The sequence below is a fragment of the Klebsiella sp. EMBS2024 genome (genome assembly GCF_036233805.1).
Classification (GTDB): Bacteria; Pseudomonadota; Gammaproteobacteria; order Enterobacterales; family Enterobacteriaceae; genus Klebsiella; species Klebsiella pneumoniae.
Map to the genome: position 1 here is coordinate 153,483 of NZ_JAZARW010000001.1, position 23,425 is coordinate 176,907.

General features: G+C 59.5%; 24 protein-coding genes and 1 pseudogene. 8 read left to right on the plus strand and 17 right to left on the minus strand.

Features of this window, described 5'->3' with window-relative positions; all coding sequences use genetic code 11:
- The 3 genes and pseudogenes from VZP09_RS24805 to VZP09_RS00680 form a co-directional block, all read right to left on the minus strand.
- Nucleotides 1-394: pseudogene (locus tag VZP09_RS24805) on the minus strand (peptidylprolyl isomerase); the annotation flags it as partial.
- Between the two features lie 590 nt (nt 395-984).
- On the minus strand, nt 985-1,395 hold the full coding sequence (locus tag VZP09_RS00675) for a hypothetical protein (RefSeq protein ID WP_004145917.1): 411 nt from the start codon (nt 1,393-1,395) through the stop codon (nt 985-987).
- Nucleotides 1,396-1,642: 247 nt separating this feature from the next.
- Nucleotides 1,643-1,990 carry a YacC family pilotin-like protein gene (locus VZP09_RS00680; RefSeq protein WP_002888808.1) on the minus strand — a complete coding sequence of 116 codons (348 nt, stop codon included), beginning with the start codon at nt 1,988-1,990 and terminating at the stop codon, nt 1,643-1,645.
- Between the two features lie 145 nt (nt 1,991-2,135).
- Here VZP09_RS00680 and cueO point away from each other — a divergent pair, with 145 nt between their 5' ends.
- Nucleotides 2,136-3,734 carry a multicopper oxidase CueO gene (gene cueO, locus VZP09_RS00685; RefSeq protein WP_328794831.1) on the plus strand — a complete coding sequence of 533 codons (1,599 nt, stop codon included), beginning with the start codon at nt 2,136-2,138 and terminating at the stop codon, nt 3,732-3,734.
- Between the two features lie 83 nt (nt 3,735-3,817).
- On the opposite strand, the gene VZP09_RS00690 is transcribed toward cueO, so the two are convergent.
- Nucleotides 3,818-6,208 carry a glucose/quinate/shikimate family membrane-bound PQQ-dependent dehydrogenase gene (locus tag VZP09_RS00690; RefSeq protein WP_002888816.1) on the minus strand — a complete coding sequence of 797 codons (2,391 nt, stop codon included), beginning with the start codon at nt 6,206-6,208 and terminating at the stop codon, nt 3,818-3,820.
- A gap of 80 nt (nt 6,209-6,288) precedes the next feature.
- Between VZP09_RS00690 and VZP09_RS00695 the strand changes: the two genes are divergently transcribed.
- Nucleotides 6,289-6,408 (plus strand): hypothetical protein, encoded by a 120-nt coding sequence (locus VZP09_RS00695; protein WP_012542835.1) that lies wholly within the window; start codon nt 6,289-6,291, stop codon nt 6,406-6,408.
- 4 nt (nt 6,409-6,412) lie between these two features.
- Nucleotides 6,413-6,949, plus strand: coding sequence for a hypoxanthine phosphoribosyltransferase (gene hpt / locus VZP09_RS00700; RefSeq protein WP_002888819.1), 537 nt, complete (start codon nt 6,413-6,415; stop codon nt 6,947-6,949).
- Between the two features lie 59 nt (nt 6,950-7,008).
- On the opposite strand, the gene can is transcribed toward hpt, so the two are convergent.
- Complete coding sequence (gene can, locus VZP09_RS00705; protein ID WP_002888821.1) at nt 7,009-7,671, minus strand: carbonate dehydratase; 663 nt, start codon at nt 7,669-7,671, stop codon at nt 7,009-7,011.
- Nucleotides 7,672-7,855: 184 nt separating this feature from the next.
- Between can and VZP09_RS00710 the strand changes: the two genes are divergently transcribed.
- The 4 genes from VZP09_RS00710 (at nt 7,856) to VZP09_RS00725 (ending at nt 11,424) form a co-directional block, all read left to right on the plus strand.
- Nucleotides 7,856-8,782, plus strand: coding sequence for an ABC transporter ATP-binding protein (locus tag VZP09_RS00710; protein ID WP_002888823.1), 927 nt, complete (start codon nt 7,856-7,858; stop codon nt 8,780-8,782).
- Nucleotides 8,779-9,549: an ABC transporter permease gene (locus VZP09_RS00715; protein WP_002888827.1), complete on the plus strand. Its 771-nt coding sequence runs from the start codon at nt 8,779-8,781 to the stop codon at nt 9,547-9,549. The genes VZP09_RS00710 and VZP09_RS00715 overlap by 4 nt, the downstream gene beginning before the upstream one ends.
- Before the next feature lie 122 nt (nt 9,550-9,671).
- Entirely contained in the window at nt 9,672-10,112 is a 441-nt protein-coding gene (locus VZP09_RS00720) for a PTS sugar transporter subunit IIA (protein ID WP_004177394.1), read from the plus strand.
- Nucleotides 10,113-10,170: 58 nt separating this feature from the next.
- Nucleotides 10,171-11,424 (plus strand): polysaccharide deacetylase family protein, encoded by a 1,254-nt coding sequence (locus VZP09_RS00725; protein WP_021314222.1) that lies wholly within the window; start codon nt 10,171-10,173, stop codon nt 11,422-11,424.
- A gap of 35 nt (nt 11,425-11,459) precedes the next feature.
- On the opposite strand, the gene panD is transcribed toward VZP09_RS00725, so the two are convergent.
- The 9 genes from panD to thpR all read right to left on the minus strand — a co-directional run bounded on the left by panD (nt 11,460) and on the right by thpR (nt 18,454).
- Nucleotides 11,460-11,840 (minus strand): aspartate 1-decarboxylase, encoded by a 381-nt coding sequence (gene panD, locus VZP09_RS00730; RefSeq protein WP_002888834.1) that lies wholly within the window; start codon nt 11,838-11,840, stop codon nt 11,460-11,462.
- Between the two features lie 92 nt (nt 11,841-11,932).
- A complete protein-coding gene (panC, locus tag VZP09_RS00735; protein WP_002888835.1) occupies nt 11,933-12,787 on the minus strand; it encodes a pantoate--beta-alanine ligase in 855 nt (284 codons plus the stop codon).
- Between the two features lie 11 nt (nt 12,788-12,798).
- Nucleotides 12,799-13,590, minus strand: coding sequence for a 3-methyl-2-oxobutanoate hydroxymethyltransferase (gene panB / locus VZP09_RS00740; protein ID WP_002888841.1), 792 nt, complete (start codon nt 13,588-13,590; stop codon nt 12,799-12,801).
- Between the two features lie 119 nt (nt 13,591-13,709).
- Nucleotides 13,710-14,189, minus strand: coding sequence for a 2-amino-4-hydroxy-6-hydroxymethyldihydropteridine diphosphokinase (folK, locus tag VZP09_RS00745; protein ID WP_004145905.1), 480 nt, complete (start codon nt 14,187-14,189; stop codon nt 13,710-13,712).
- Complete coding sequence (gene pcnB / locus VZP09_RS00750; protein ID WP_071526609.1) at nt 14,186-15,580, minus strand: polynucleotide adenylyltransferase PcnB; 1,395 nt, start codon at nt 15,578-15,580, stop codon at nt 14,186-14,188. The genes folK and pcnB overlap by 4 nt, the downstream gene beginning before the upstream one ends.
- Before the next feature lie 62 nt (nt 15,581-15,642).
- Nucleotides 15,643-16,524 carry a tRNA glutamyl-Q(34) synthetase GluQRS gene (gluQRS, locus tag VZP09_RS00755; RefSeq protein WP_328794832.1) on the minus strand — a complete coding sequence of 294 codons (882 nt, stop codon included), beginning with the start codon at nt 16,522-16,524 and terminating at the stop codon, nt 15,643-15,645.
- Between the two features lie 59 nt (nt 16,525-16,583).
- Nucleotides 16,584-17,039, minus strand: coding sequence for an RNA polymerase-binding protein DksA (gene dksA / locus VZP09_RS00760; protein ID WP_002888845.1), 456 nt, complete (start codon nt 17,037-17,039; stop codon nt 16,584-16,586).
- A 162-nt stretch (nt 17,040-17,201) separates the two neighbouring features.
- The gene (gene sfsA / locus VZP09_RS00765; protein ID WP_002888848.1) at nt 17,202-17,918 is read right to left on the minus strand and encodes a DNA/RNA nuclease SfsA; all 717 of its coding nucleotides are present in this window, start codon (nt 17,916-17,918) and stop codon (nt 17,202-17,204) included.
- Complete coding sequence (thpR, locus tag VZP09_RS00770; RefSeq protein ID WP_004145901.1) at nt 17,918-18,454, minus strand: RNA 2',3'-cyclic phosphodiesterase; 537 nt, start codon at nt 18,452-18,454, stop codon at nt 17,918-17,920. Before thpR ends, sfsA begins: the two co-directional genes overlap by 1 nt.
- A gap of 72 nt (nt 18,455-18,526) precedes the next feature.
- Here thpR and hrpB point away from each other — a divergent pair, with 72 nt between their 5' ends.
- A complete protein-coding gene (gene hrpB / locus VZP09_RS00775; protein WP_064153122.1) occupies nt 18,527-20,956 on the plus strand; it encodes an ATP-dependent helicase HrpB in 2,430 nt (809 codons plus the stop codon).
- A gap of 47 nt (nt 20,957-21,003) precedes the next feature.
- On the opposite strand, the gene VZP09_RS00780 is transcribed toward hrpB, so the two are convergent.
- The 3 genes from VZP09_RS00780 to VZP09_RS00790 all read right to left on the minus strand — a co-directional run bounded on the left by VZP09_RS00780 (nt 21,004) and on the right by VZP09_RS00790 (nt 23,022).
- On the minus strand, nt 21,004-21,804 hold the full coding sequence (locus VZP09_RS00780) for a prepilin peptidase (protein ID WP_004145898.1): 801 nt from the start codon (nt 21,802-21,804) through the stop codon (nt 21,004-21,006).
- Nucleotides 21,801-22,547 carry a type II secretion system protein N gene (locus VZP09_RS00785; RefSeq protein ID WP_328794833.1) on the minus strand — a complete coding sequence of 249 codons (747 nt, stop codon included), beginning with the start codon at nt 22,545-22,547 and terminating at the stop codon, nt 21,801-21,803. Before VZP09_RS00785 ends, VZP09_RS00780 begins: the two co-directional genes overlap by 4 nt.
- Nucleotides 22,537-23,022 carry a type II secretion system protein M gene (locus VZP09_RS00790; RefSeq protein ID WP_023312675.1) on the minus strand — a complete coding sequence of 162 codons (486 nt, stop codon included), beginning with the start codon at nt 23,020-23,022 and terminating at the stop codon, nt 22,537-22,539. Before VZP09_RS00790 ends, VZP09_RS00785 begins: the two co-directional genes overlap by 11 nt.
- Nucleotides 23,023-23,425 lie beyond the last annotated feature (403 nt).

Sequence of the window (23,425 nt, forward strand, 5' to 3'; positions counted from 1 at the left end):
CGTTNAGNGCTTTAGCCTGGTCAAGAGCGGCCTGCTGCGCCTTCTCCGCAGCGGCGAGGCGAATAGTCAGCGACTGCTTATCGGCGTTAAGGGCNTTAACCTGCTCGAGGACGGCCTGTTTCTCTTTTTCCGCGGCGGCCAGNCGGGTNGCCAGCGGCTGTTTGTCAGCGTTAAGCGCTTTAGCCTGGTCAAGAGCGGCCTGCTNCGCCTTNTCCGCAGCGGCGAGGCGAATAGTCAGCGACTGCTTATCGGCGTTAAGGGCCTTAACCTGCTCGAGGACGGCCTGTTTCTCTTTTTCCGCGGCGGCCAGTCGGGTAGCCAGCGGCTGTTTGTCAGCGTTAAGCGCTTTGACCTGCTCAAGAGCGGCCTGTTTCTCTTTTTCCGTTGCGGCCAGTTGGGTCATTAGCGCGTGTTTATCTTTATTAAGCGTGGTAAAGCTGGCGCTGAGGCGTTTATTTTCAGCTTCGGGTTGCTGAATCTGCGTCGTTAATTGCTGGATCTGCTGACGCGCCGCGGCCTTGCTTTGCTGTAGATTATTATTCTGCACAACGCCTGCTTTTTTTATTAATGCCTCTTTTTCTGCAGTAGCGGCGCTTAAGGCGACCTGTAATTCATTAATTCTCTTATTCAACGCCGCTTGCTCATTCGCTCCGGCAGTATCCGTTTGCGGCGTAGCGGCAAGCTGTTTTTTTAATTGCTGTATAAGCTTATCTTTTTGTGCAATCGCCGCCTGCTGGCTGGTGATTCTTTTTTGTAATTGTGAGGTGCTGGTACCGGTTTTTTTATTATCTGCGCTCTGGCGGCTTTCTTGTGTTTGTTTTGCGCTTGCGGCATCGTTTTTTTCTTGCGCCTGAGATTGCTGGGTTTGCTGTTGGGCGTAATCAAGAAAGGCCGGCGCGGCGCCGGCGGTGAAGGGGGTTGAAAGCGCCAGCGCAGCGACGAGCATCAGCAGGGGCGCGTTGAGGGTCAGCGTGGCGGCTCTGTTCATGGCTGTTTGCTTTCACCACGCTGTACCAGGCTATCGATCAGCGTTTTCTGGATATCGGCGCACAGTTTGATGGATTTAAACTGATACATGGAGTCAATGCCAAGCCGGGTAGGATCCGCTACTTTCTCGCGCACGCTATTGTATTGTGACGCCGCGCGCACTAAAGCGTTAAAGTCATTGCTGAGTTTAGTGGCTTGCTGTGGGTTAACCTCTTTTAGCGAATCCAACGCCTGGCGACAGGATTCAATGCGCGCTTGTTCGCTGGCCGCCCGCTCCTGCTCTGCCTGCTGCTGTGACGTCAGCGGCGTGGCGATCGGTTTAACCGGCTGGCGGGAAGAGGTATTGCTACAGCCGGCTACTAACAGCGCGGCGAGTGGGATAACACGAAGAGTCAGCGAGATATTCACAATTTCAGTCCATGAAGTAGGTATATTTTTACCGGATTCTAGAAGGGTGCTTTTTATTTTGCAATATATGAATAATGATATTTTATTAGTTTTTTAGTCATTCTTCATTATTATGAGTTTACTTTATTTGGCAAATTGATAGGTTCGCAATTAAATAAGGTTTGTTTATATACAATAATAAATATAAATATTTAAAGGGGGAAATTGAAATGCTAAAGGCGCGGAGCGTTGCCGCCCGCGCAGGGAATTATTTAACGTAAGCCAGCAGGCTGAGCGAATCGCGGGCCAGCGCTTTACATTTTTTCGCCGTCGGAATGTTAATGCCGCTAAGATCGCGATAGCTGTCTTCGCCAAGCGCTTTCATGTTGTAGCTGTCATAGTTGCTCAGGTCCCACTGGTTCTGTTGGGCAAAGAACACCAGCGCGCGACGGATCTGCGTGTTGGGCAGGTTCTGGTAGCCACAGTCGTTTTTCAGAAACACAAAAACCGCGGTTAAATCAGCCATATCTTCCGCTTCGGATTCGCTGAGCGCGTAGCTGTTGGCGGAGAGAGCAAGCAGGCTGCCGAGTACCATTGTTCTGAAAAGCGTCTTCATTTTTTCTACCATTAGATCACCGACGCTTCAAATTAGCATACTTCTTTACACAGCGCCGATCTTTATTCTTACTCTTCTGCTTGACCTTCCCGTTACGGTAGGGTTTAAGCTCAAATATTCGCCCGCAGAATAAAAGGATGTGAATATGCAACGTCGAGACTTCCTCAAACTGACCGCCGCGGTCGGCATGGCCAGCGCATTGCCGTTATGGAGCCGGGCGGTCTTTGCCGCCAGTCGCCCGGCTCTGCCGATACCGTCGCTGTTAGCCGCCGATGCGCGCAACCGCATCGCGCTCAGGATCCAGGCGGGCAAAACGCGGTTTGGCGCCCTGAATGCCACTACCTGGGGCTACAACGGGTCGCTGCTGGGCCCTGCGCTGCAGTTGACGCAGGGGAAAACCGTCACGGTGGATATTACTAACCAGCTGGCGGAAGAGACCACGCTGCACTGGCATGGTCTGGAGGTACCGGGCGAGGTCNACGGGGGGCCACAGGGGGTTATCGCGCCGGGTGCCACCCGCACGGTAAGCTTCACGCCAACGCAGCGGGCGGCGACCTGCTGGTTTCATCCGCATCAGCATGGAAGCACCGGCCGGCAGGTGGCGATGGGCCTGGCCGGCCTGGTGCTGATCGAGGATGAAGAGAGCGGGCGCCTGCTGCTGCCTAAGCAGTGGGGAATCGATGATGTGCCGGTGATCGTCCAGGATAAGAAGTTCACCGCCGCCGGCGAGATCGACTATCAGCTGGATGTGATGAGCGCCGCCGTCGGCTGGTTTGGCGATACGCTACTGACCAATGGGGCCCTCTATCCCGAACATGCCGCGCCGCGCGGCTGGCTGCGCCTGCGCTTGCTGAACGGCTGTAATGCCCGTTCCCTCAATTTTGCCACCAGCGATAAGCGCCCGCTGTACGTAGTGGCCAGCGATGGCGGTCTGTTGGCCGAGCCGGTCAAGGTCGATGAATTGCCGGTCTTGATGGGGGAACGCTTTGAGGTGCTGGTGGACACCAGCGACGGTAAACCTTTCGATCTGGTGACCCTGCCGGTGAGCCAGATGGGCATGGCGATTGCGCCTTTTGATAAACCACAGCCGGTACTGCGCGTCCAGCCGCTGGTCATTCCCGCCTCCGGCAAGCTGCTGGATACTCTGGCCGCTCTCCCGGCGTTACCGTCCCTGACGGGGCTGACGCAGCGTCAGCTCCAGCTGTCGATGGATCCGATGCTCGACCGGATGGGCATGCAGGCGCTGATGGAGAAGTATGGCGACCAGGCGATGGCCGGAATGGATCACGGCATGATGGGGCATGGCGACATGAGCGACATGGGGAATATGCATCACGGCGACATGAGCATGAACCACGGATCCGGCATGGTGCATGGCATGTCGTCAGGCAAGGGCTTTGATTTCCATAACGCCAACCGCATCAACGGCAAAGCCTTCGACATGAATGAGCCAATGTTTGCCGCCGCCAGAGGCCAGTATGAGCGCTGGGTGATTTCAGGTAAAGGCGACATGATGTTGCATCCGTTCCATATCCACGGCACCCAGTTCCGTATCCTCAGCGAAAACGGCAAGCCGCCAGCGGCGCATCGTCGCGGCTGGAAAGACACCGTTCGTGTGGAAGGGGACGTGAGTGAAGTATTAGTGAAGTTTGATCATCCGGCGCCGAAGGAGTTTGCCTATATGGCCCACTGCCACCTGCTGGAACATGAAGACACCGGGATGATGTTGGGGTTCACGGTTTAAGTCTCTGCGACCTGCTGCCATCCCCTACGGGAAGAAGGACGGAACACCAAAAAAAACGGCAACTTTCGTTGCCGTTTTGCGTTTTATTTGGCGTCATCCGGGAGCGCATAGGCGACAATATAATCGCCCATTTTGGTACCGAACGAGCCGTGACCGCCGGCAGAGATGACAACATACTGTTTGCCATTCACTTCGTAGGTCATCGGAGTCGCCTGACCGCCGGCTGGCAGACGGGCTTCCCACAGCTTCTCGCCGTTGCTCATATTGTACGCGCGCAGGTAGTTATCTGCAGTCGCGCCGATGAACAGGACGTTACCGGCCGTGGAGATCGGACCGCCCAGCATCGGCATCCCCATGGTAAACGGCAGTTTAACCGGCATCGGGAACGGCAGGCTGTCCTGCGGAGTACCGATACGTTTTTTCCATACCACTTCGTTGGTTTTCAGATCCAGGGCGGAGATATACCCCCAGGCCGGCTGTTTGCACGGCAGGCCGAACGGCGACAGGAACGGGTTCAGCGTTACGCCGTACGGGACGCCGTACTGCGGCTGCACGCCGGACTCGGTACCAGAGCCTTTCGCATCTTTCGGCGGCTCCATCGGATTGCCTGGCCCGCGCGGGATCAGTTTTGAGACGAAAGGCAGCGCCATCGGGTTGGCGATAGCCACCTGACGGTTCGGATCGACGGAGATACCGCCCCATTCAAACATCCCCAGGTTACCCGGGAACACCAGCGTGCCCTGCTCAGACGGCGGGGTGAAGATACCTTCATAGCGCAGCTGGTGGAAGATCACGCGGCACACCAGCTGGTCGAACATAGTGGCGCCCCACATGTCCGCGCCGGTCAGATCTTTCTTCGGACGGAAGCTCAGATCGGAGAAGGGCTGGGTTTTGGTAACGTAATCACCTTTGGCAGCGCCCTGCGGTACTGGTTTTTCCGGCGCCGGGACCACCAGCTCGCCGTTACGACGATCCAGCACGAAGATGTTGCCGGTTTTCGCCGGGGCATAGATGACCGGTACGGTTTTGCCGTTGACCTCAATATCAGCCAGCGTCGGCTGGGAAGGCATGTCCATATCCCACAGATCGTGATGGACGGTCTGATAGCTCCAGGCCAGCTTACCGGTGGTGGCGTTCAGTGCCACAATCGAGCTGGCATAACGCTCTTGCTCCGGCGTACGGTTGCCGCCCCAGATGTCCGGAGTGGTCACGCCCATCGGCAGATAGACCAGATCCAGCTTAGCGTCGTAGGCGGCAGGCGCCCATGAGTTCGGCGAGTTGAGCGTGAAGTGATGTTCATCGCTCGGGATGGCGTTCGGATCTTTCGCACCCGGATCGAAGGCCCACAGCAGTTTACCGGTATTCACATCAAAGCCGCGGATCACGCCTGACGGCTCGCGGGTAGAGAAGTTATCGGTGACCGCGCCGGCAATCACGATGGTTTTATCGGTGATGATCGGCGGTGAAGTGGGTTCATACATGCCCGGCGTGGTGACCGGCATGTTGGTCTGCAGATTGAGAATACCTTTATTAGCAAAGGTTTCGCACAGCTTACCGTTGTCGGCGTTTACCGCGAACAGGCGACCATCGTTCACCGGCAGGATAATGCGGCGCGGACAGTCGGCGACGACGTCGGCAGGGGCGTTATCCGCTTTCGCTTCGTGATAAGAAACACCGCGGCAGGTGACGTGCTGGAACGACGGATCGGCGTTCAGCTGCGGGTCAAAATGCCACTTCTCTTTACCGGTGGCGGCGTCCAGCGCAAACAGGCGCTGGTGAGCGGTACACAGGAAGAGCGTATCGCCGACTTTAATCGGCGTCACTTCGTTAGTGATTTCACCCGGATCGTTCGGCTGTTTCAGGTCGCCGGTGCGGAACACCCAGGCTTCCTTCAGGTTCTTCACATTATCGGCGTTAATCTGCTTCAGCGGGGAGAAGCGCTGGCCTTCCTGGTTACGGCCATAGGCCGGCCAGTCGCCGTCGGCGACGGTGGAAATCGGTGCGGCCGGCGTAGCGTCGGCGCTCAGGGTGCCGTTGACTTCCTGCGGGTCGTTAAAACCAGCCCAGGTCAGCATGCCGCCGCTGATCAGCAGGGCGACGACCAGCGCGCCAACGGCGCCAGCGGAAGGCACCGGCAGACGACGCCAGACAAAGGGCAGGATCAGCCAGATGCCAAAGAAGACGAGGATATCGCTACGCGGCGTCAACGCCCAGAAGTCGAAACCAACTTCCCAGACGCCCCAGATCATGGTCGCCAGCAGCAGCGCGGCGTACAGCCACAGCGCAGCGCGCTTGCCGCGGAACAGCATTACGGTCACGCCCAGCATCACCAGCCCGGCGATAGGGTAGTACCAGGAGCCGCCAAGCACGACCAGCCATGCCCCGCCGATTAATAGATAGAGGCCGCAGAACGCTGCAAATAGCGCAGTCAGCGTCACCAGGAGCCTTGATTGTTGAGACTTTGTTTCAGCCATAAAAAGTTACTCATGTGTTTGTTAAATTTTTTAACTGCAATTAATTATAGGATTTAACAAGTGTGATCGGAATCACAAATATGGCTTTATTAATCCCTGCACCGAAGATTTCTTTTTGCTGGTATACTGGATGGCTTGCCGGTCATCGTCGGGGCGAAAGCAGCGGCTTTGATGATTTATATTTAGAATCAAATGGTTAGTATTATGAAACATACTGTAGAAGTGATGATCCCGGAATCCGAGATCAAAGCGCGTATCGCGGAACTGGGTCGTCAAATCAACGAACATTATCAGAACAGCGGCAGCGAAATGGTGCTGGTGGGGCTGCTGCGCGGCTCGTTTATGTTCATGGCCGACCTGTGCCGTGAAGTGCAGGTGCCGCATGAAGTCGATTTTATGACCGCCTCCAGCTACGGCAGCGGCATGTCCACCACTCGTGATGTGAAAATCCTTAAAGATCTGGATGAAGACATCCGTGGTAAAGACGTTCTGATCGTGGAAGACATCATCGACTCCGGCAATACCCTGTCTAAAGTTCGCGAAATCCTCAGCCTGCGCGAGCCGAAATCGCTGGCCATTTGTACGCTACTTGATAAACCCAGCCGCCGCGAAGTGAACGTCCCGGTTGAATACGTCGGTTTCGCGATTCCGGATGAGTTCGTGGTGGGCTACGGTATCGACTATGCTCAGCGCTACCGCCATCTGCCGTATATCGGCAAAGTCACCCTGCTGGACGAGTAAGGGGATATCCCACTCTGGACAGCGCACGCCGCGCTCTCCAGGGTGGCGAAGTCTGAAGGCTATCTGTGGTTGATGTGCTTGATCTTGAGGTTGGAGATCCCGTGGCGATAGCGCTGTTCGAGGGTTTCCCTGCTCACAGCGGTGACATCCAGATCGCGCAGCAGTCCGTCGTGAATCCCGTAAGCCCAGCCGTGGATGGTCACCTTCTGTCCGCGCTTCCACGCGGATTGCATAATCGTCGAATGTCCCAGATTGTACACCTGTTCCATCACGTTCAGTTCACAAAGGGTATCCAGACGGCGCTCCTCTGGCATTTCACCGAGCAGCGAGCTGTGCTTAAACCAGATATCGCGGATATGCAGCAGCCAGTTGTCGATAAGCCCCAGCTCCGGGTTCTCCACCGCCGCCTGCACGCCGCCGCAGCCGTAGTGGCCGCAGATAATAATGTGCTCGACTTCCAGGACATCGACGGCATACTGCACCACCGACAGACAATTGAGATCGGTGTGGATCACCAGGTTCGCTACGTTACGATGCACGAACAGTTCGCCAGGCTCCAGGCCGGTGAGTCGCTCAGCGGGAACGCGGCTGTCCGAACAGCCAATCCACAGGAAGCGCGGTTTCTGCGTCTGCGACAGTTTCTCAAAAAAGCCGGGGTCCTCTTCCACCAGCATTTTTGACCATAGTGCATTGTTGCTGATGAGTGTATCTATATCATTCATGGACGTTATCGGCCTGTAACCAAGTAAGTGCGTTGCGCTAATATAGGGTAAGCTCACCTTTTTTAAAACCATCTTAACCCGTGATACTTCAGGCTGCAGATGCGTTGGCGGCGTCAGCGCCGGTCCAGCGCAAACGTGAGTCAGGCGGGTTAATGACGTGTCACGACACGAGAAGAGATATTTAATGACCATTGCTCTGGAATTAAAACAGCTCAAAAAAACCTATCCCGGCGGGGTTCAGGCGCTGCGGGGGATCGACCTGCAGGTCGAAGCGGGGGATTTTTATGCCCTGCTGGGCCCGAACGGGGCCGGAAAATCCACGACCATCGGCATCATCAGCTCGCTGGTGAACAAAACCTCTGGTCAGGTCAATGTCTTTGGCTACGATCTGGAGAAAGACGTCGTCAATGCCAAGCGCCAGCTTGGCCTGGTGCCGCAGGAGTTTAACTTCAACCCGTTCGAAACCGTGCAGCAGATCGTCGTTAACCAGGCGGGCTACTACGGCGTTGAGCGTAAAGAAGCCCTTTCCCGCAGTGAAAAGTATTTAAAACAGCTCGACCTGTGGGAAAAACGCAACGAACGCGCGAGGATGCTCTCCGGCGGGATGAAGCGCCGTCTGATGATCGCCCGCGCGTTGATGCATGAGCCGAAGCTGCTGATCCTCGACGAACCGACCGCCGGCGTCGATATTGAACTGCGTCGCTCGATGTGGGGCTTTCTCAAGGATCTCAACGATCGCGGAACCACCATTATCCTGACCACCCACTATCTCGAAGAGGCCGAAATGCTATGTCGCAACATCGGCATCATCCAGCACGGCGAGCTGGTGGAAAACACCTCGATGAAAGCGCTGCTGTCGAAGCTGAAGTCAGAGACCTTTATTCTTGACCTCGCGCCAAAAAGCCCGGTGCCGAAGCTCGAAGGCTACCAGTACCAGCTGGTCGATACCTCGACGCTGGAAGTGGAGGTTCTGCGTGAGCAGGGAATTAACAGCGTCTTCGCGCAGCTGAGCGCCCAGGGGGTGCAGGTACTGAGTATGCGTAACAAAGCCAACCGTCTGGAAGAGCTGTTTGTCACGCTGGTGCATGAGCGAAAAGGAGAATCAGCATGATGCAGCTTTATTGGGTCGCGCTGAAAAGCATCTGGACCAAAGAGATCCACCGTTTTATGCGCATCTGGGTACAGACGCTGGTGCCGCCGGTGATCACCATGACCCTGTATTTCGTGATCTTTGGCAACCTGATCGGCTCGCGCATTGGTGAGATGCATGGTTTTACCTATATGCAGTTTATCGTCCCAGGCCTGATCATGATGGCGGTGATCACTAATGCTTACGCCAACGTCGCCTCATCCTTCTTCAGCGCCAAGTTTCAGCGCAATATTGAAGAGCTGCTGGTGGCGCCAGTGCCGACGCATGTGATCATCGCTGGCTACGTGGGCGGCGGGGTAGCGCGAGGACTGTGCGTAGGTATCCTGGTGACCGCGGTGTCGCTATTCTTTGTGCCGTTCCAGGTTCACTCCTGGCTGTTTGTCGCCCTGACGCTGCTCCTCACCGCGGTGCTGTTCTCGCTGGCCGGGCTGCTGAACGCGGTGTTTGCCAAGACCTTCGATGACATTAGCCTGATCCCGACCTTTGTGCTGACGCCGCTGACCTATCTCGGCGGGGTGTTCTACTCGCTGACCCTGCTGCCGCCGTTCTGGCAGGGGCTGTCGCATCTGAACCCCATCGTCTACATGATCAGCGGTTTTCGCTTCGGCTTCCTCGGTATCAACGACGTCCCGCTGGCGACCACCTTCGCCGTGCTGGTGGTGTTCATTGTCGCCTTCTATCTGCTGTGCTGGTCGTTAATTCAGCGCGGTCGCGGCCTGCGTAGCTGATACTCATCATGGTTAGCGCTTCCTGAAGTAAATATGCGAAGCGCTAACCGCTTATCTTTGACTCCCATCACCGATACGTCATCTTCACCTTGCTACATTATTCGCTGGCTAAGGAGGGAAGCATGCTCGGATGGGTCATTACCTGTCACGATGAGCTGGCGCAGGAGATGCTGGATCGTCTTGAACAAAAGTTTGGTCCGCTGGCCCAGTGCCGGGCGGTCAATTACTGGCGCAATCTCAGCAGCAATATGTTGAGCCGGATGATGTGCGATGCGCTGCATGCCACCGACTCCGGGGACGGGGTCATTTTTCTCACTGACAAAACCGGTGCGGCGCCTTATCGGGCCGCGGCGCTGATGAGTCACAAACATACCCACTGCGAAGTGATCTCCGGCGTCAGCTATCCACTCCTTGAGCGAATGTATCTCCTGCGAGGCACGTTAAGCAGCGTGGCGTTTCGCCAGGCGATCGTCAGCGCGGGCGGGCCGATGGTGAGCAGCCTGTGGCATCAGCAGCAGAAGAACCCCCCGTTCCGGTTGCGCCATGATGCCTGGGGAAATTAAGCAGCGGGACAGATACCGCTTTTGTTACAATAACCGCCGTTGATGGTATAACGGTTTGATGCGTATGCTTGCCCGATTTTTGACCCTGCTTCTTTTCCTGACCTCACTCAGCGCCTCCGCCAGCCTGCTTAGCCAGCAGGGCAAGGCTGTGCGCTATATGCAAACCACCGAAAACGCGGTCATCTGGGCGCAGGTGGGAAACCATGTGGTCAGCGTCGGCAATGTTCGTGCCGGGCAGATCCTCGCAGTCGTCCCGACGGCGGCTGACTACTATGAGTTTCGTTTCGGCTTTGGCACCGGGTTTATTGATAAAGGGCATCTCGAGCCGGTGCAGGGCAAGCAGCGGGTGGAGGACCGTCTGGGGGATCTTAATAAACCGCTGAGTAACCAAAATTTACTCACCTGGAAAGATACACCGCTCTATGACGCTCCCTCGGTAAGCAGCGCGCCGTTCGGCACGCTGGCCAACAATCTGCGCTATCCGATCCTCAGCAAGCTGAAGGACCGGCTCAATCAGACCTGGTTTCAGATCCGCATTGGCGACCGGCTGGCGTGGGTCAGTAGTCTGGACGCGCAGGAGGATCACGGTATTCCCGTGCTGACCTATCACCATATTCTGCGCGATGAAGAGAACACCCGTTTTCGTCATACGTCGACCACCACCTCGGTTCGCGCCTTCACGAATCAGATGACCTGGCTGCGCGATCAGGGCTATACCACGCTGACCCTGTATCAGCTGGAAGGCTATGTGCGTAATAAAATCAATCTCCCGGCGCGGGCGGTGGCGATCACTTTCGATGATGGCTTGAAATCGGTGAACCGCTACGCCTATCCGGTGCTGAAACAGTACGGTTTCCATGCCACCGCGTTTATTATCTCCTCGCGTATTAAGCGCCATCCGCAGAAGTGGGATCCGAAATCCCTGCAGTTTATGAGCATTTCCGAGCTACGCCAGATCCAGGACGTCTTTGATATTCAGTCGCATACTCACTTTTTGCATCGGGTTGACGCCGGCCGGCGGCCGATTTTATTCAGTCGCAATTACCATAATATTCTGTTTGATTTCGCCCGCTCGCGCCGGGCGCTGAGCCAGTTTAATCCGCACGTTCTCTACCTTTCCTATCCCTTCGGCGGCTATAACGCTACGGCGGTGCAGGCGGCGAATGACGCCGGGTTTCATATGGCGGTAACGACGGTGCGTGGGAAGGTGAAGCCGGGGGACAATCCGTTTCTGTTAAAGCGGTTATATATCTTACGCACGGATTCGCTGGAGACGATGTCGCGGCTGATCAGTAACCAGCCGCAGGGGTAATACCGACGCTGCGCCTGAGCGCAGCGTCGCGGCCATCAGGCGACCTGTACCGGAATAGCTTTTGCCTGGCGCTTCATTTCGTTGTCGCCTTCGAAGTAGGCGATGTTAGGCTGCCAGCTGCGCGCCTCTTCGTCCGACATGGTAACGAAGCTGGCGATGATCAAAATATCGCCGACGCTGGCGCAGTGCGCGGCGGCGCCGTTAACGGAGATGATCCGGGAGCCCCGCTCGGCGGCAATGGCGTAGGTGGAGAAACGGTTGCCGTTGGTGACGTTCCAGAGGTGAATAGTTTCATTCTCCAGAATACCGGCCGCATCCAGGAAGTCCTGGTCAATGGCGCAAGAACCTTCATAGTGCAGGTCCGCCTGCGTGACTTTTACGCGGTGGAGCTTGCCCTGCAGCATATTACGCATCATAACTTCTACCCTTCAACCTTAATGTAGCAGAGCGGACACGGCGCCCGCCCTGAGAAAAGCCCGGGCAGTATTGCCCGATTTTTACCCGCTGTCTACTGAGCGAGCGTGACGATCCGGTTGTCGATCAGGCGGGCCTGCCCCAGCCAGGCGGCCATCAGGATCACCGCGCGCTGGCTGGCATCGGTCAGCTCAAGCAGGGTGTCGGCATCGCGGATCTGAATGTCGTCGGCGCGGAAGCCTTTCTCATTCAGCTCCTGTTCAGCGATAGCGATGATCTCATCGAGCTGCCGATCGCCGGCGGCCAGCTTTTCCGCCACCGCGCTCAGCACTTTATACAGACCAGGCGCGATTTTGCGCTGGTCGGCGGTCAGGTAGCCGTTACGCGAACTCAGCGCCAGGCCATCTTTCGCGCGGACGATCGGCACGCCGATGATCTCAATGTCGTAGCCCATGTCGGCGACCATCTTGCGGATCAGCGCCAACTGCTGGAAGTCTTTCTCGCCGAAGCAGGCGACGTCTGGTTGAACAAGGTTGAACAGCTTACTGACGATGGTCGACACGCCGCGGAAATGGCCCGGGCGGCTGGCGCCTTCGAGCATGGTGGATAATCCCGGAACGTCGACGTAGGTCTGGCCTTCAGTACCCTGGGGGTACACTTCCGCCGGCGTCGGCGCGAAGACAAAGTCGACATGACGTTTGTTCAGCTTTTCGCAATCATCCTGTAAGGTGCGCGGGTAGCGCGCCAGGTCGTCGACGCGGTCAAACTGCATCGGATTGACGAAAATACTGACCACCACCACGTCCGCACTGGCTTTGGCTTCATCAACCAGCTTCATATGACCATCATGCAGGTTGCCCATCGTCGGGACCAACGCGATACGCTTACCTTCCTGACGCAGACGGCGGATATGCTGCCGCAGCAGCAGTACGGATTCAATAATCAGCACAACAAGACTCCTTAATGGAAACTGTGTTCTTCGCCCGGATAGACTCCGGATTCGACTTCGGCAATATACTGCCGCACCGCGGCGCGGATGTCGCCCGCTTCGGCAAGGAAATTCTTGGCAAATTTAGGAATGTGGCCGCCGGTAATGCCGAAAGCGTCATGCATCACGAGGATTTGCCCGTCGGTGACATTGCCCGCGCCGATGCCGATCACTGGAATGGTCAGAGCGTCGGTGATGCGCTTCGCCAGTTCAACCGGCACGCACTCCAGGACCAACAGCTGCGCACCCGCCGCCTCCAGCGCTAACGCGTCTTCAAACAGGGTCTGCGCCGCATCGCCGCGACCCTGCACTTTATACCCACCGAATACGTTCACCGACTGCGGCGTCAGGCCAAGATGGCCGCAAACCGGCACCGCGCGCTCCGCCAGCATCCTCACGGTGTCGGCCAGCCAGGCGCCGCCCTCGAGTTTGACCATATTGGCGCCAGCGCGCATCACGATGGCGGCATTTGCAAAGGTCTGCTCGGGGGTGGCATAGGCCATGAACGGCAGGTCGGCAAGCAGCAGGCTGTTTGGCGCGCCGCGGCGGACGGCGCGGGTGTGATAGGCGATATCTTCCACGGTAACCGGCAGGGTGGAGTCGTGACCCTGCACCGTCATTCCCAGCGAGTCGCCTACCAGCAGCACATTTATGCCTTCATCGGCGAACAGCTTCGCGAAGCTGTGATCGTAGGCGGTAATGGTGGCAAAGCGCTTCTTTTCCTGTTTGCATTTCTGCAGCAGGGCAATGGTGGTCGGTTTCATAACATTTCCTGATGATGAAAGTCATATTAACCGGCATTCTAACAGCAGCATTCAGAGGGGCAATGATTTTGGGCAACCGATTACGACGATCGCCGCAAATGCTAAAAAAGGNGAGGGGATTACCAGCTGGCGGGCTTTTCCGCGCCGAGATTATCCAGCACGGCGCGCAGCGCCGGTCCGTCAGGAAAGTGAAGGTCCGGGGCGATCTCGAACAGCGGCCAGAGCATAAAGCCGCGGTTTTTCATATCGTAGTGCGGAACGGTCAGGCGCTCGCTGTTAATGACAGCATCGCCAAACAGCATGATATCGAGGTCCAGCGTGCGCGGCCCCCAGCGTTCGGCTTTGCGCACTCGCCCCTGCTGCAGTTCGATGCGCTGAGTATGATCGAGCAGCGTCTCGGGGGGCAGGGCGGTTTCCAGCGCAACGGCGGCGTTGAGATAGTCCGGCTGATCCTGCGGGCCCAGCGGCGGCGTGCGGTAGAACGAAGAGACGGCGACCACGCGGCTGTGCGGAATTTCGCCCAGGGCGCGGATAGCCGCCTGCGCCTGCTCCAGTGGAGAAGCAAGGTTGCTGCCAAGAGCGATATAGACCAGAGTCATGCGCTACCCTGGCGCGGCGCGCGCTTGCGCGGACGACGGTGACGACGGCGCGGCGCCGGATCGTCCCCGAGGTCGTTGAGCATATCTTTTTGCGCCGGCGGCGCGGCGACCTGGAATTCGCCCCACCATTTGGTCAGGCGCTGCAGTTCGTGGTTGTTCTCGGCGCCGGCGCGTAGCTCCAGCAGGTCATAGGCGGCGCGGAATTTCGGATGCTCCATCAGCTTCCAGGCGCGTTTGCCCTGACGACGGGACATGCGCAGCTGCAGCTGCCAGATATCACGAATAAGGGTGGTGATGCGCTTAGGGATCGCCAGCGTACGGCAGGCTTCGTCCAGCACATCGTTCATCGCCAGGGCGAAGGCGTCGTAGTACGCCAGGCCGCTCTCCTGAGCGATTTTTTGCGCCGTCTCCAGCAGCGGATACCAGAACATCACCGCGAAGAGGAAGGCCGGATTGACGCGCATATCGTTATGAATGCGGGTATCGGTATTCTTCAGCACCTGGCTGATGATCCGCTCCATCGGGCTGTCGCCGCGCTCGGTAAAGTAGCGGGTGATGGTCGGGAACAGCGGCTGGAACAGGCTGTATTCCCGCAGCAGCATGTAGGTCTGGTAGCCATACCCGGCCTGCAGCAGCTTGAGCACTTCTTCGAACAGACGCGCTGGCGGCACATCGTGGAGCAGGGCGGCCAGGCGCGGCAGCGGTTCAGCCGTTTCCGGGCTGATGGTCATATTGAGCTTGGCGGCAAAGCGCACCGCGCGCAGCATGCGCACTGGATCCTCGCGATAGCGGGTTTCCGGGTTGCCGATCAGACGGATCACGCCGTCCTGGAGATCCTTCATGCCGCCGACGTAGTCGCGAACGGTAAAGTCCGCCACGCTGTAATAGAGGCTGTTGATAGTGAAGTCGCGACGCTGGGCATCCTCCTCGATCGAGCCGAAGATGTTGTCGCGCAGCAGCATGCCGTTCTGGCCCCGCTGGGAGGTGACGCGATCGGTGGTATGCCCTTCGTGATGGCCACGGAAGGTGGCGACCTCAATGATTTCCGGCCCGAACATCACATGCGCCAGGCGGAAACGTCGCCCAACCAGACGGCAGTTGCGGAACAGCTTGCGTACCTGATCCGGCGTGGCGTTGGTGGTAACGTCAAAATCTTTTGGCTTTTTGCCAAGCAGCAGGTCGCGGACGCCGCCGCCGACCAGCCAGGATTCGTAGCCCGCCTTGTTGAGGCGGTACATGACCTTGAGGGCGTTTTCACTGATATCTTTGCGGGAAATAGCATGCTGCTCACGCGGGATCACCGTCATAGGCGTTGGTTCGACGGCGGCTTCTGCCTCGCGCTCCTCACGGCTTAGCACCTTACGGCAAAAATTAGCGACTCGGGTAAAAATGGTGCACCTCGTAGTGTCAGACGGACTTCAGATCAACTGTACAGTGTAAAAATAGCGGCTAATCATAGCTCAGCGGGAGCCATTTGAGAATGCTCGATTTTCGCCGGCTGCCAGTTGGCGACGGCCTGGACGAGTAAATCATCGATGCTCAGGGCCTGCCACTCCTCGGGGATCGCCTGATTCAGAAAGCGGAGCGCCCGGACGATTTCGGGGCGCGGATCGCCTTCCGGCAGCGCCGGCGCGTGGTTTTGTTTAGAGAGTTTATTGCCGTCGCCATTGAGAGCCAGCGGCAGATGGAGGTAATCCGGCGCCTGCCAGCCAAAATGCTGATACAGCGAAATCTGCCGCACCGTCGGCTCAATCAGGTCTGCGCCGCGGACAATCTCGGTGATCCCCTGAAAGTGGTCGTCGACCACCACCGCCAGGTTGTAGGCGAACAGCCCGTCGCGACGGTGGATAATAAAATCCTCACGCGCCAGCGGCTCATTGGCGATGAGCGTGCCGCGCAGACGGTCGCTAAACTGCAGCACCGGACGGGTTTGGCGCAGGCGCAGCGCGGCGTTTTCCGCCCCCAGCCCGAGATCGCGGCAGTGGCCGTCGTAGATCCCGCCCACGGCGTGGATCCGCGCGCGGGTGCAAGTGCAGTAATAGCTCAGCCCTTGCTCGCCCAGCCACGTCAGCGCCTCGCGGTAGGCTTCGTGCCGTTGCGACTGCCACAGCACGTCGCCATCCNAGTGCAGACCGTAGTGGTCAAGCTGGCGCAGGATGGTATCGGCGGCACCGGGGACTTCGCGCGGCGGGTCGATATCTTCAATACGAACACGCCAGATGCCCTGGTTCGCGCGGGCTTGCAGGTAGCTGCCGAGCGCGGCGATCAGAGAGCCGAAGTGGAGTTCGCCGGAGGGGGAGGGGGCGAAGCGCCCTATATAGCGTGAGTCAGTCATGGTACGGACAACAGAACCAGGCGGGAGAGACTCCCGCCAGAGAGTGAGGCAGCAGGGGATTAGCCCGCCATCTGTTTTTCGCGAATTTCCGCCAGGGTTTTGCAGTCAATGCACAGATCCGCTGTCGGACGCGCTTCCAGACGGCGAATGCCGATCTCCACGCCGCAGGATTCGCAGTAGCCGAAGTCTTCGTCTTCAACTTTTTTCAGCGTTTTCTCGATCTTTTTGATCAGTTTACGTTCGCGGTCGCGGTTACGCAGTTCCAGGCTGAACTCTTCTTCCTGGGCGGCACGGTCTACCGGGTCCGGGAAGTTAGCTGCTTCATCCTGCATGTGCGATACGGTGCGATCCACTTCATCCCTGAGTTGATTACGCCATGCTTCAAGAATACGCTTGAAGTGCGCCAGCTGGGCTTCGTTCATATACTCTTCGCCCGGTTTCTCTTGGTACGGCTCCACCCCAGCGATGGCGAGAATACTCAGGGACGATGTTTTACGGTTTTGCCCTTCTTGCATGTTGCTTCTCCTTAACACGCACTATCGATCCCCATGTGGGGGAAAATCAGGCCGCTATAAATAGCAGATGCTTTTCCGGATAGCAATTATCTAAACGTTACACTTGACAACCCTGTGAAGAAAAGCGTATTCGCGCTTGCGACCCGAACACTATTTAGCCACTTATTTACCGGGGTTTAACACCACGGCGATCGGCTTATTCAGAGTCATCCTCGTCGTAGAAAGTTCCGCTTTCCAGGCGAGAATTTCCACCCCCTTGTCCTGGGCTTCTGTTAACAGCTGTGCGTATCTGGCATCAATATGATGCGCGGGAGAAAAACGGTCAATTGCCGAATGCAGGACGGCAAATAAAATCACCGCGCGGTCGCCATTTGCCGCGACGGCCATCAGTTCCCGCAGATGCTTCTGACCGCGCGTGGTCACCGCATCGGGAAAATAACCGTATTCTTTCTCCGCCAACGTAACCGATTTCACTTCAATATAGCAGTTTTGTCGGTCATCTGCCTGTAACATAATATCGATACGGCTATTCTCTTCGCCATATTTCACTTCGCTTTTCAGCTGGTTATAGCCTGAAAGTTCAGGAATTATTCCGGCGGAAATCGCCTCTTTCGCCAAAGAATTCGCGCGCAGCGTATTGACGCAAATAACTGCGCCCTGCTGGGTTTCAGTTAATTCCCAGGTGTGGGCATATTTGCGCTTCGCATTGTCCGAGGTGGAATACCAGACGGTGTCGCCCGGGGCGGCGCAGCCGGTCATCGCCCCGGTATTCGGGCAGTGGAGCGTCAGCTCGCGGCCATCGGGGGTGACCACGTCAGCAAGAAATCGTTTGTAACGTTTAAGCAAAATGGCGGGCTGCAACGGCGGATCAAACTGCATCAACTTTCCTTATCAAACGGATAACGTTCCAGCGCCGTGTAGCGCGTGCGCCCCCGGCTAAAGCTGGACTCATAGAGCACGAACTCGTTCACCGGAAATGTCCAGCGAAAGCCGGGGGCCGGGATCGGCACCGCCCGGCGAGCATCGCGCCACAGGGTAATATGCGGGTGAAACGGCTGCGGGCTCTGATAGCAGCCGCTGCGCGCCGCCTGAGCGCGCAACATGCTGGCGAGCTGCAGCAGGCCGCGCGGCGGCTGGCGGGTTCCGAGCCATACCACTCGCGAACGTAGCCACTGTCCGGCATCGTCCAGCGTCAGGGTAAAGCCCGGCTGGCGCAGCCGGCCAGCGAGAGCGGCCAGCGCCCGCTGTTTTTCCGCGCTCACCTCGCCGAGAAACGCCAGCGTCAGATGAAGATTATCCGCCGCGACGGGCCTGCCGGCATCTTCGGGGAAGTGCGTTGCCCGCCACTGGACAATTTGCTTCTGGACGGCAGACGGCAGTTCAAGCGCAAAAAACAGCCTTTTCGGCTCAGACATGATAGAGACTCGGTAATGAATTAGGGGGATGCTACAATGCGAACCCCTGAATGTTAACCCCCGGAGCCTTTTGTGTCCTCATTGCCGGTTGCCGCTGTCCTTCCAGAACTGTTATCCGCCCTGCAGCATGCGCCGCAGGTTTTGCTCAACGCGCCGACCGGCGCCGGGAAGTCGACCTGGCTGCCGCTGCAGATCCTCGCCGAGGGCAACATCGCGGGACGCATTATCCTGCTCGAGCCGAGGCGCCTGGCGGCGCGTAATGTCGCGCAGCGGCTGGCTGAACTGCTTGGCGAAAAGCCGGGGGAGACCGTGGGTTTCCGCATGCGCGCCGAAACCTGCGTCGGACCGCAGACCCGCCTGGAGGTGGTTACGGAGGGGATCCTGACGCGCATGATCCAGCGCGATCCGGAGCTGACGGGCGTGGGGCTGGTGATCCTCGATGAGTTTCACGAGCGCAGCCTGCAGGCGGATCTGGCCCTGGCCCTGCTGCTGGACGTCCAGCAGGGGTTACGTGACGATCTCAAGCTGCTGATCATGTCGGCGACCCTCGATAACGATCGCCTGCAGCGTCTGCTGCCGGAGGCGCCGGTGGTGGTCTCGGAGGGGCGCGCTTATCCGGTGGAGCGTCGCTTTAGCCCGCTCTCCGCGCACCAGCGTTTTGATGAGGCGGTGGCGGTAGCGGCGGCGGAGCTCCTGCGGCATGAACAGGGATCGATGCTGCTGTTTCTGCCGGGCGTCGGCGAGATCCAGCGCGTTCAGGAACAGCTGACGGAGCGCGTGGCGGAGGATGTCATTCTCTGCCCGCTGTATGGCGCGTTGCCCTTAAGCGAACAGCGCAAAGCGATCCTCCCGGCGCCGGCCGGGAAGCGCAAAGTGGTGCTGGCCACCAATATTGCCGAGACCAGTTTGACCATCGAGGGGATCCGCCTGGTGGTCGACAGCGCCCAGGAGCGGGTCGCCCGCTTTGACCCGCGTACCGGCCTGACCCGGCTGGTGACGCAGCGCATCAGCCAGGCATCGATGACGCAGCGTGCCGGACGCGCCGGTCGTCTCTCCCCGGGGATCTGCCTGCATTTGCTCGGCAAAGAACAGGCGGAACGGGCGGCGGCGCAGAGCGAGCCGGAGATCCTGCACAGCGATCTGTCGGCGCTGTTGCTGGAGCTGCTGCAGTGGGGCTGCCACGATCCGGCCGCGCTGGCCTGGCTGGATCAGCCGCCCGCGGTCAATCTGGCCGCCGCGCGTCGCCTGCTGGAGGCGCTGTCGGCGCTGGACGGCGAGCGGCTGTCGGCGTTTGGCCGCAAAATGGCAGCGCTTGGCAACGAGCCGCGGCTTGCGGCGATGCTGGCCGCCGCGCAGACCGATGACGAGGCGGCGACAGCGGCAAAGCTGGCGGCGATCCTCGAGGAGTCGCCGCGCGGCGGACTGGTGGATTTGGGGGCCGTCTTTTCCCGTCAGCAGGCCAACTGGCAGCAGCGAGCGCAGCAGCTGATGAAGCGCCTGGCCCGCCGCGGCGGCCAGCCCGATGTCGGGCTAATGGCGGGGCTGCTGGCGTCGGCCTTCGCCGATCGCATCGCCCGCCGCCGCGGTCAGGAGGGGCGCTACCAGCTGGCGAACGGCATGGGCGCGATGCTGGACGCCGACGACGCGCTGGGCCGTCATGAATGGCTTATCGCTCCGCTGCTGCTGCAGGGTAGCGCTTCGCCGGATGCCCGCATGCTGTTGGCTCTGCCAGTGGAAATCGGCGAGCTGATCGCCGCCCGCCCTGAACTGGCGAAAAGTTCCGACACGGTGGAGTGGGATGAAGCGCAGGGGACGCTGAAAGCCTGGCGGCGGACGGTGATCGGCCAGTTGGTGATCAAGACCCAGCCGCTGGCGAAGCCCTCTGAGGCAGAGCTGCATCAGGCGATGCTCAACGGTATTCGTGAGAAAGGCCTCGGGGTGCTCAACTGGCCGCCAGAGGCTGAGCAGCTGCGCCTGCGGCTGCACTGTGCGGCGCAGTGGCTGCCGGAAGAGGCATGGCCCGCAGTGGATGACGCTTCGCTGCTGGCCTCGCTGGAGGCATGGCTGCTGCCGCAGATGAACGGCGTTCATTCCCTGCGGGCGCTGAAGGCGCTGGATCTGCGTCAGGCGCTACAGGACTGGCTGCCATGGCCGCTGCGCCAGAAGCTGGATCGCGAGCTGCCGACGCACTATACCGTGCCGACCGGCAGCCGCCTGGCGATCCGATACCATGCGGAGAACCCGCCAGCGCTGGCGGTGCGTATGCAGGAGATGTTCGGCGAGGCCACGACGCCGGTGATCGCCGAGGGGCGGGTGCCGCTGGTGCTGGAGCTGCTGTCGCCTGCCCAGCGTCCGCTGCAGATCACCCGCGATCTGAGCGCCTTCTGGCAAGGGAGCTACCGCGAGGTGCAGAAAGAGATGAAGGGACGCTATCCGAAGCACGTCTGGCCGGACGATCCGGCCAACGCCGCCCCGACCCGCCGCAGCAAAAAATACTCGTAGCCGCCGCTGCCGGGCGGCATCCTGCCCGGCCAGTCGGTTCGCAAACGCTAGACCATCTGCTGCCAGAGAAAAATACCCCCGCCGGCCAGCGCCAGCCAGGGGCCGAAGGCCAGCGGCTGCTGCAGCGACTGCCGGGTCCACAGGCGTTGCAGTAGGGTCCACACCAGCCCGCTGGCCGAAGCGAGCAACAGCACCTGCGGCAGAACCTGCCAGCCGCACCAGGCGCCCAGCGCCGCCAGCAGCTTAAAATCGCCATAGCCCAGCGCCTCTTTCCCGGTCAGCAGGCGGAACAGCCAGTAGACCGACCACAGCGCCAGATAACCGGCCATCGCCCCGGCGACCGCATCCGGCAGGGCAATGTACACCTCGTTAAGATTGAACAGCAGCCCGGCCCACAGCAGGGGCAGAGTCAGGCGATCGGGCAGCAGCTGGGTCCGGGCGTCAATCCGCGCCAGTATCAGCAGGAACGAGAGCAGCACCAGGCCGCCCGCCAGCGGCAGGCCCGGCGCCAGCAAAGCTCCGGCGAGGATAAACAGCAGGCCGGTGGCCAGCTCGGTCAGCGGATAGCTCCACGCGATGGGCGCCTGACAGCAGCGGGCGCGACGGCCCAGCCAGAGGAAACTGAGCAGCGGGATATTGTCCCGCCAGGCGATCGGCTGGCGGCACTGCGGGCAGGAAGATCCCGGGGTGCTGAGGGTTATCCGCTCGTCGTCCGCGGTCTGGGTCAACATGCGCGGCAGACGATAGATCACCACATTGTAAAAGCTGCCCAGCGCCAGGCCGAACAGCAGCAGAAAGCCATACCAGACAAAGGGAAAGTGCAGCGATAACGCGGCTAGTGTCGTCATTTTTGCTCCTGTGGTAACCATTTTCCCTGCAGCTGCCACGGCGTCGGGCCCGGGGCGTTATTCGCTGTCGGGCGCGTGACCAGCAGCGCCAGCAGCGGCGGCATTCCCTGCCGGGGCTGTAGCGTGCCGCGAAACAGATAGCGGCCATCGGGCGACAGAGTCCCCTGGCCGCTGAGGCTCAGCTGATGAGAGTCCTGACGGAGAGTCAGCGCCACGGCGCCGTCCACCGTACAGCGGAAGGTGCCATTAACCTGGGCCAGCTCCAGGCTGCCGACCGGGGAGTGCAGTCGGGCCTGCCGCCACTGCGCGCCTCCGGCGATGATATGCCGGCAGCGTCCGTCGCTGAACCGCCCTTCGGTCAGGCTGAAGGTGACCTCCCCCGCGGCCTTGANGGGCATAGTCGACATCAACCAGCGGCTGAGCAGGCTGGCGGGGGCGGTGAGCCGCCCCTCCTGTAGGCGCAGATCGCGAAGGCCCCACAGCCGGGCCTGACCCATCACGCCGCGGGGATCGCTGAGAGAGACCTGCCAGCCCGCCAGGGTCAGCGACCACGCCAGTCGTTCAAGCCGTTCCCCATGCCAGTAGACCGGTTGCGCCGCGCCGAGCCAGACGCTGCCNCTAAACTGCCCCACCTGTACGCCGGGCGGCAGCATGGGGGCCAGCAGGCGCGCCGGAGCCGTGGCGGTGAGCCACAACAGATAGAGGACCAGCAGCAGTCCGCCCGCGATCCAGTTAGCCTTCATCGTCGCGCTCCAGCAGCAGATGGTTGACCGTGACCCAGCCGGGCCGCGATGGCTGCCCGGTCACGGACAGCGAAATCGCGTTGACGCCGCGCATCGCCGGAGCGTCCAGCCAGTCGATCAGCGCCTGGACAGCGCAGGGCTGAAGGGTGATCTGCAGACGTTTTCCCTGCGGCTGCAGGCGGACGACCGTCAGTCCGTGGCTCGCCGCCTCGCGCATCACCAGCGCGGTGAGCTCCTCTTTTGCCGCCGGCGCGGGCTGCTGGCTGAGCTGCTGCAGGCGCGGAGCCTGCTCCGTCATCCAGCGCAGGCTGGCCTGCTCTTTCACCAGGGTTTGCCGCCACTGCGCCTCGCGGGCTCGCCAGGGCTGCCACAGCCCATACCAGAAGGCGCATGCCGCCAGCAGCCCTGTCAGACCAAGCAACAGGCGCTGCTCCGACGGCGTGCGCTGCCGCCACCAGATAAGCAGATTAGCCATCGTTTTCCTCCAGCGTCAGTTGTCCTTCAATGCCATCCGGTTTCGTGGTCATGTCGCCTGGCCGGACGCGAAACCGCGGCTGCGCCCGCTGGGTGAACTGCTCCAGCGCCCGGGAAGAGACCGCGGCGATATCCAGCTGCAGACGATTGCCCGCGGCATCCCAGCTCAGCGCCCGCAGGCGGATCCCCGGCGTTTCGCTGAGGATGTTCTGCAAGGCGCTGAGGCGGTCGACGAGGGGGGCATGCTGCGCCTGACGGGCGAGGGTTTGCAGATGCTGCTGCATCTGCAGTCGCGGGTTAATCACCTTTTTCTCCGTAGGAAACCAGCGATGATAGTAGGCCCGGCTGGCCTGCTGGGCCGCCTCGGCCTGGCGCGCCAGATCGGGATGATCCAGAACGCTANT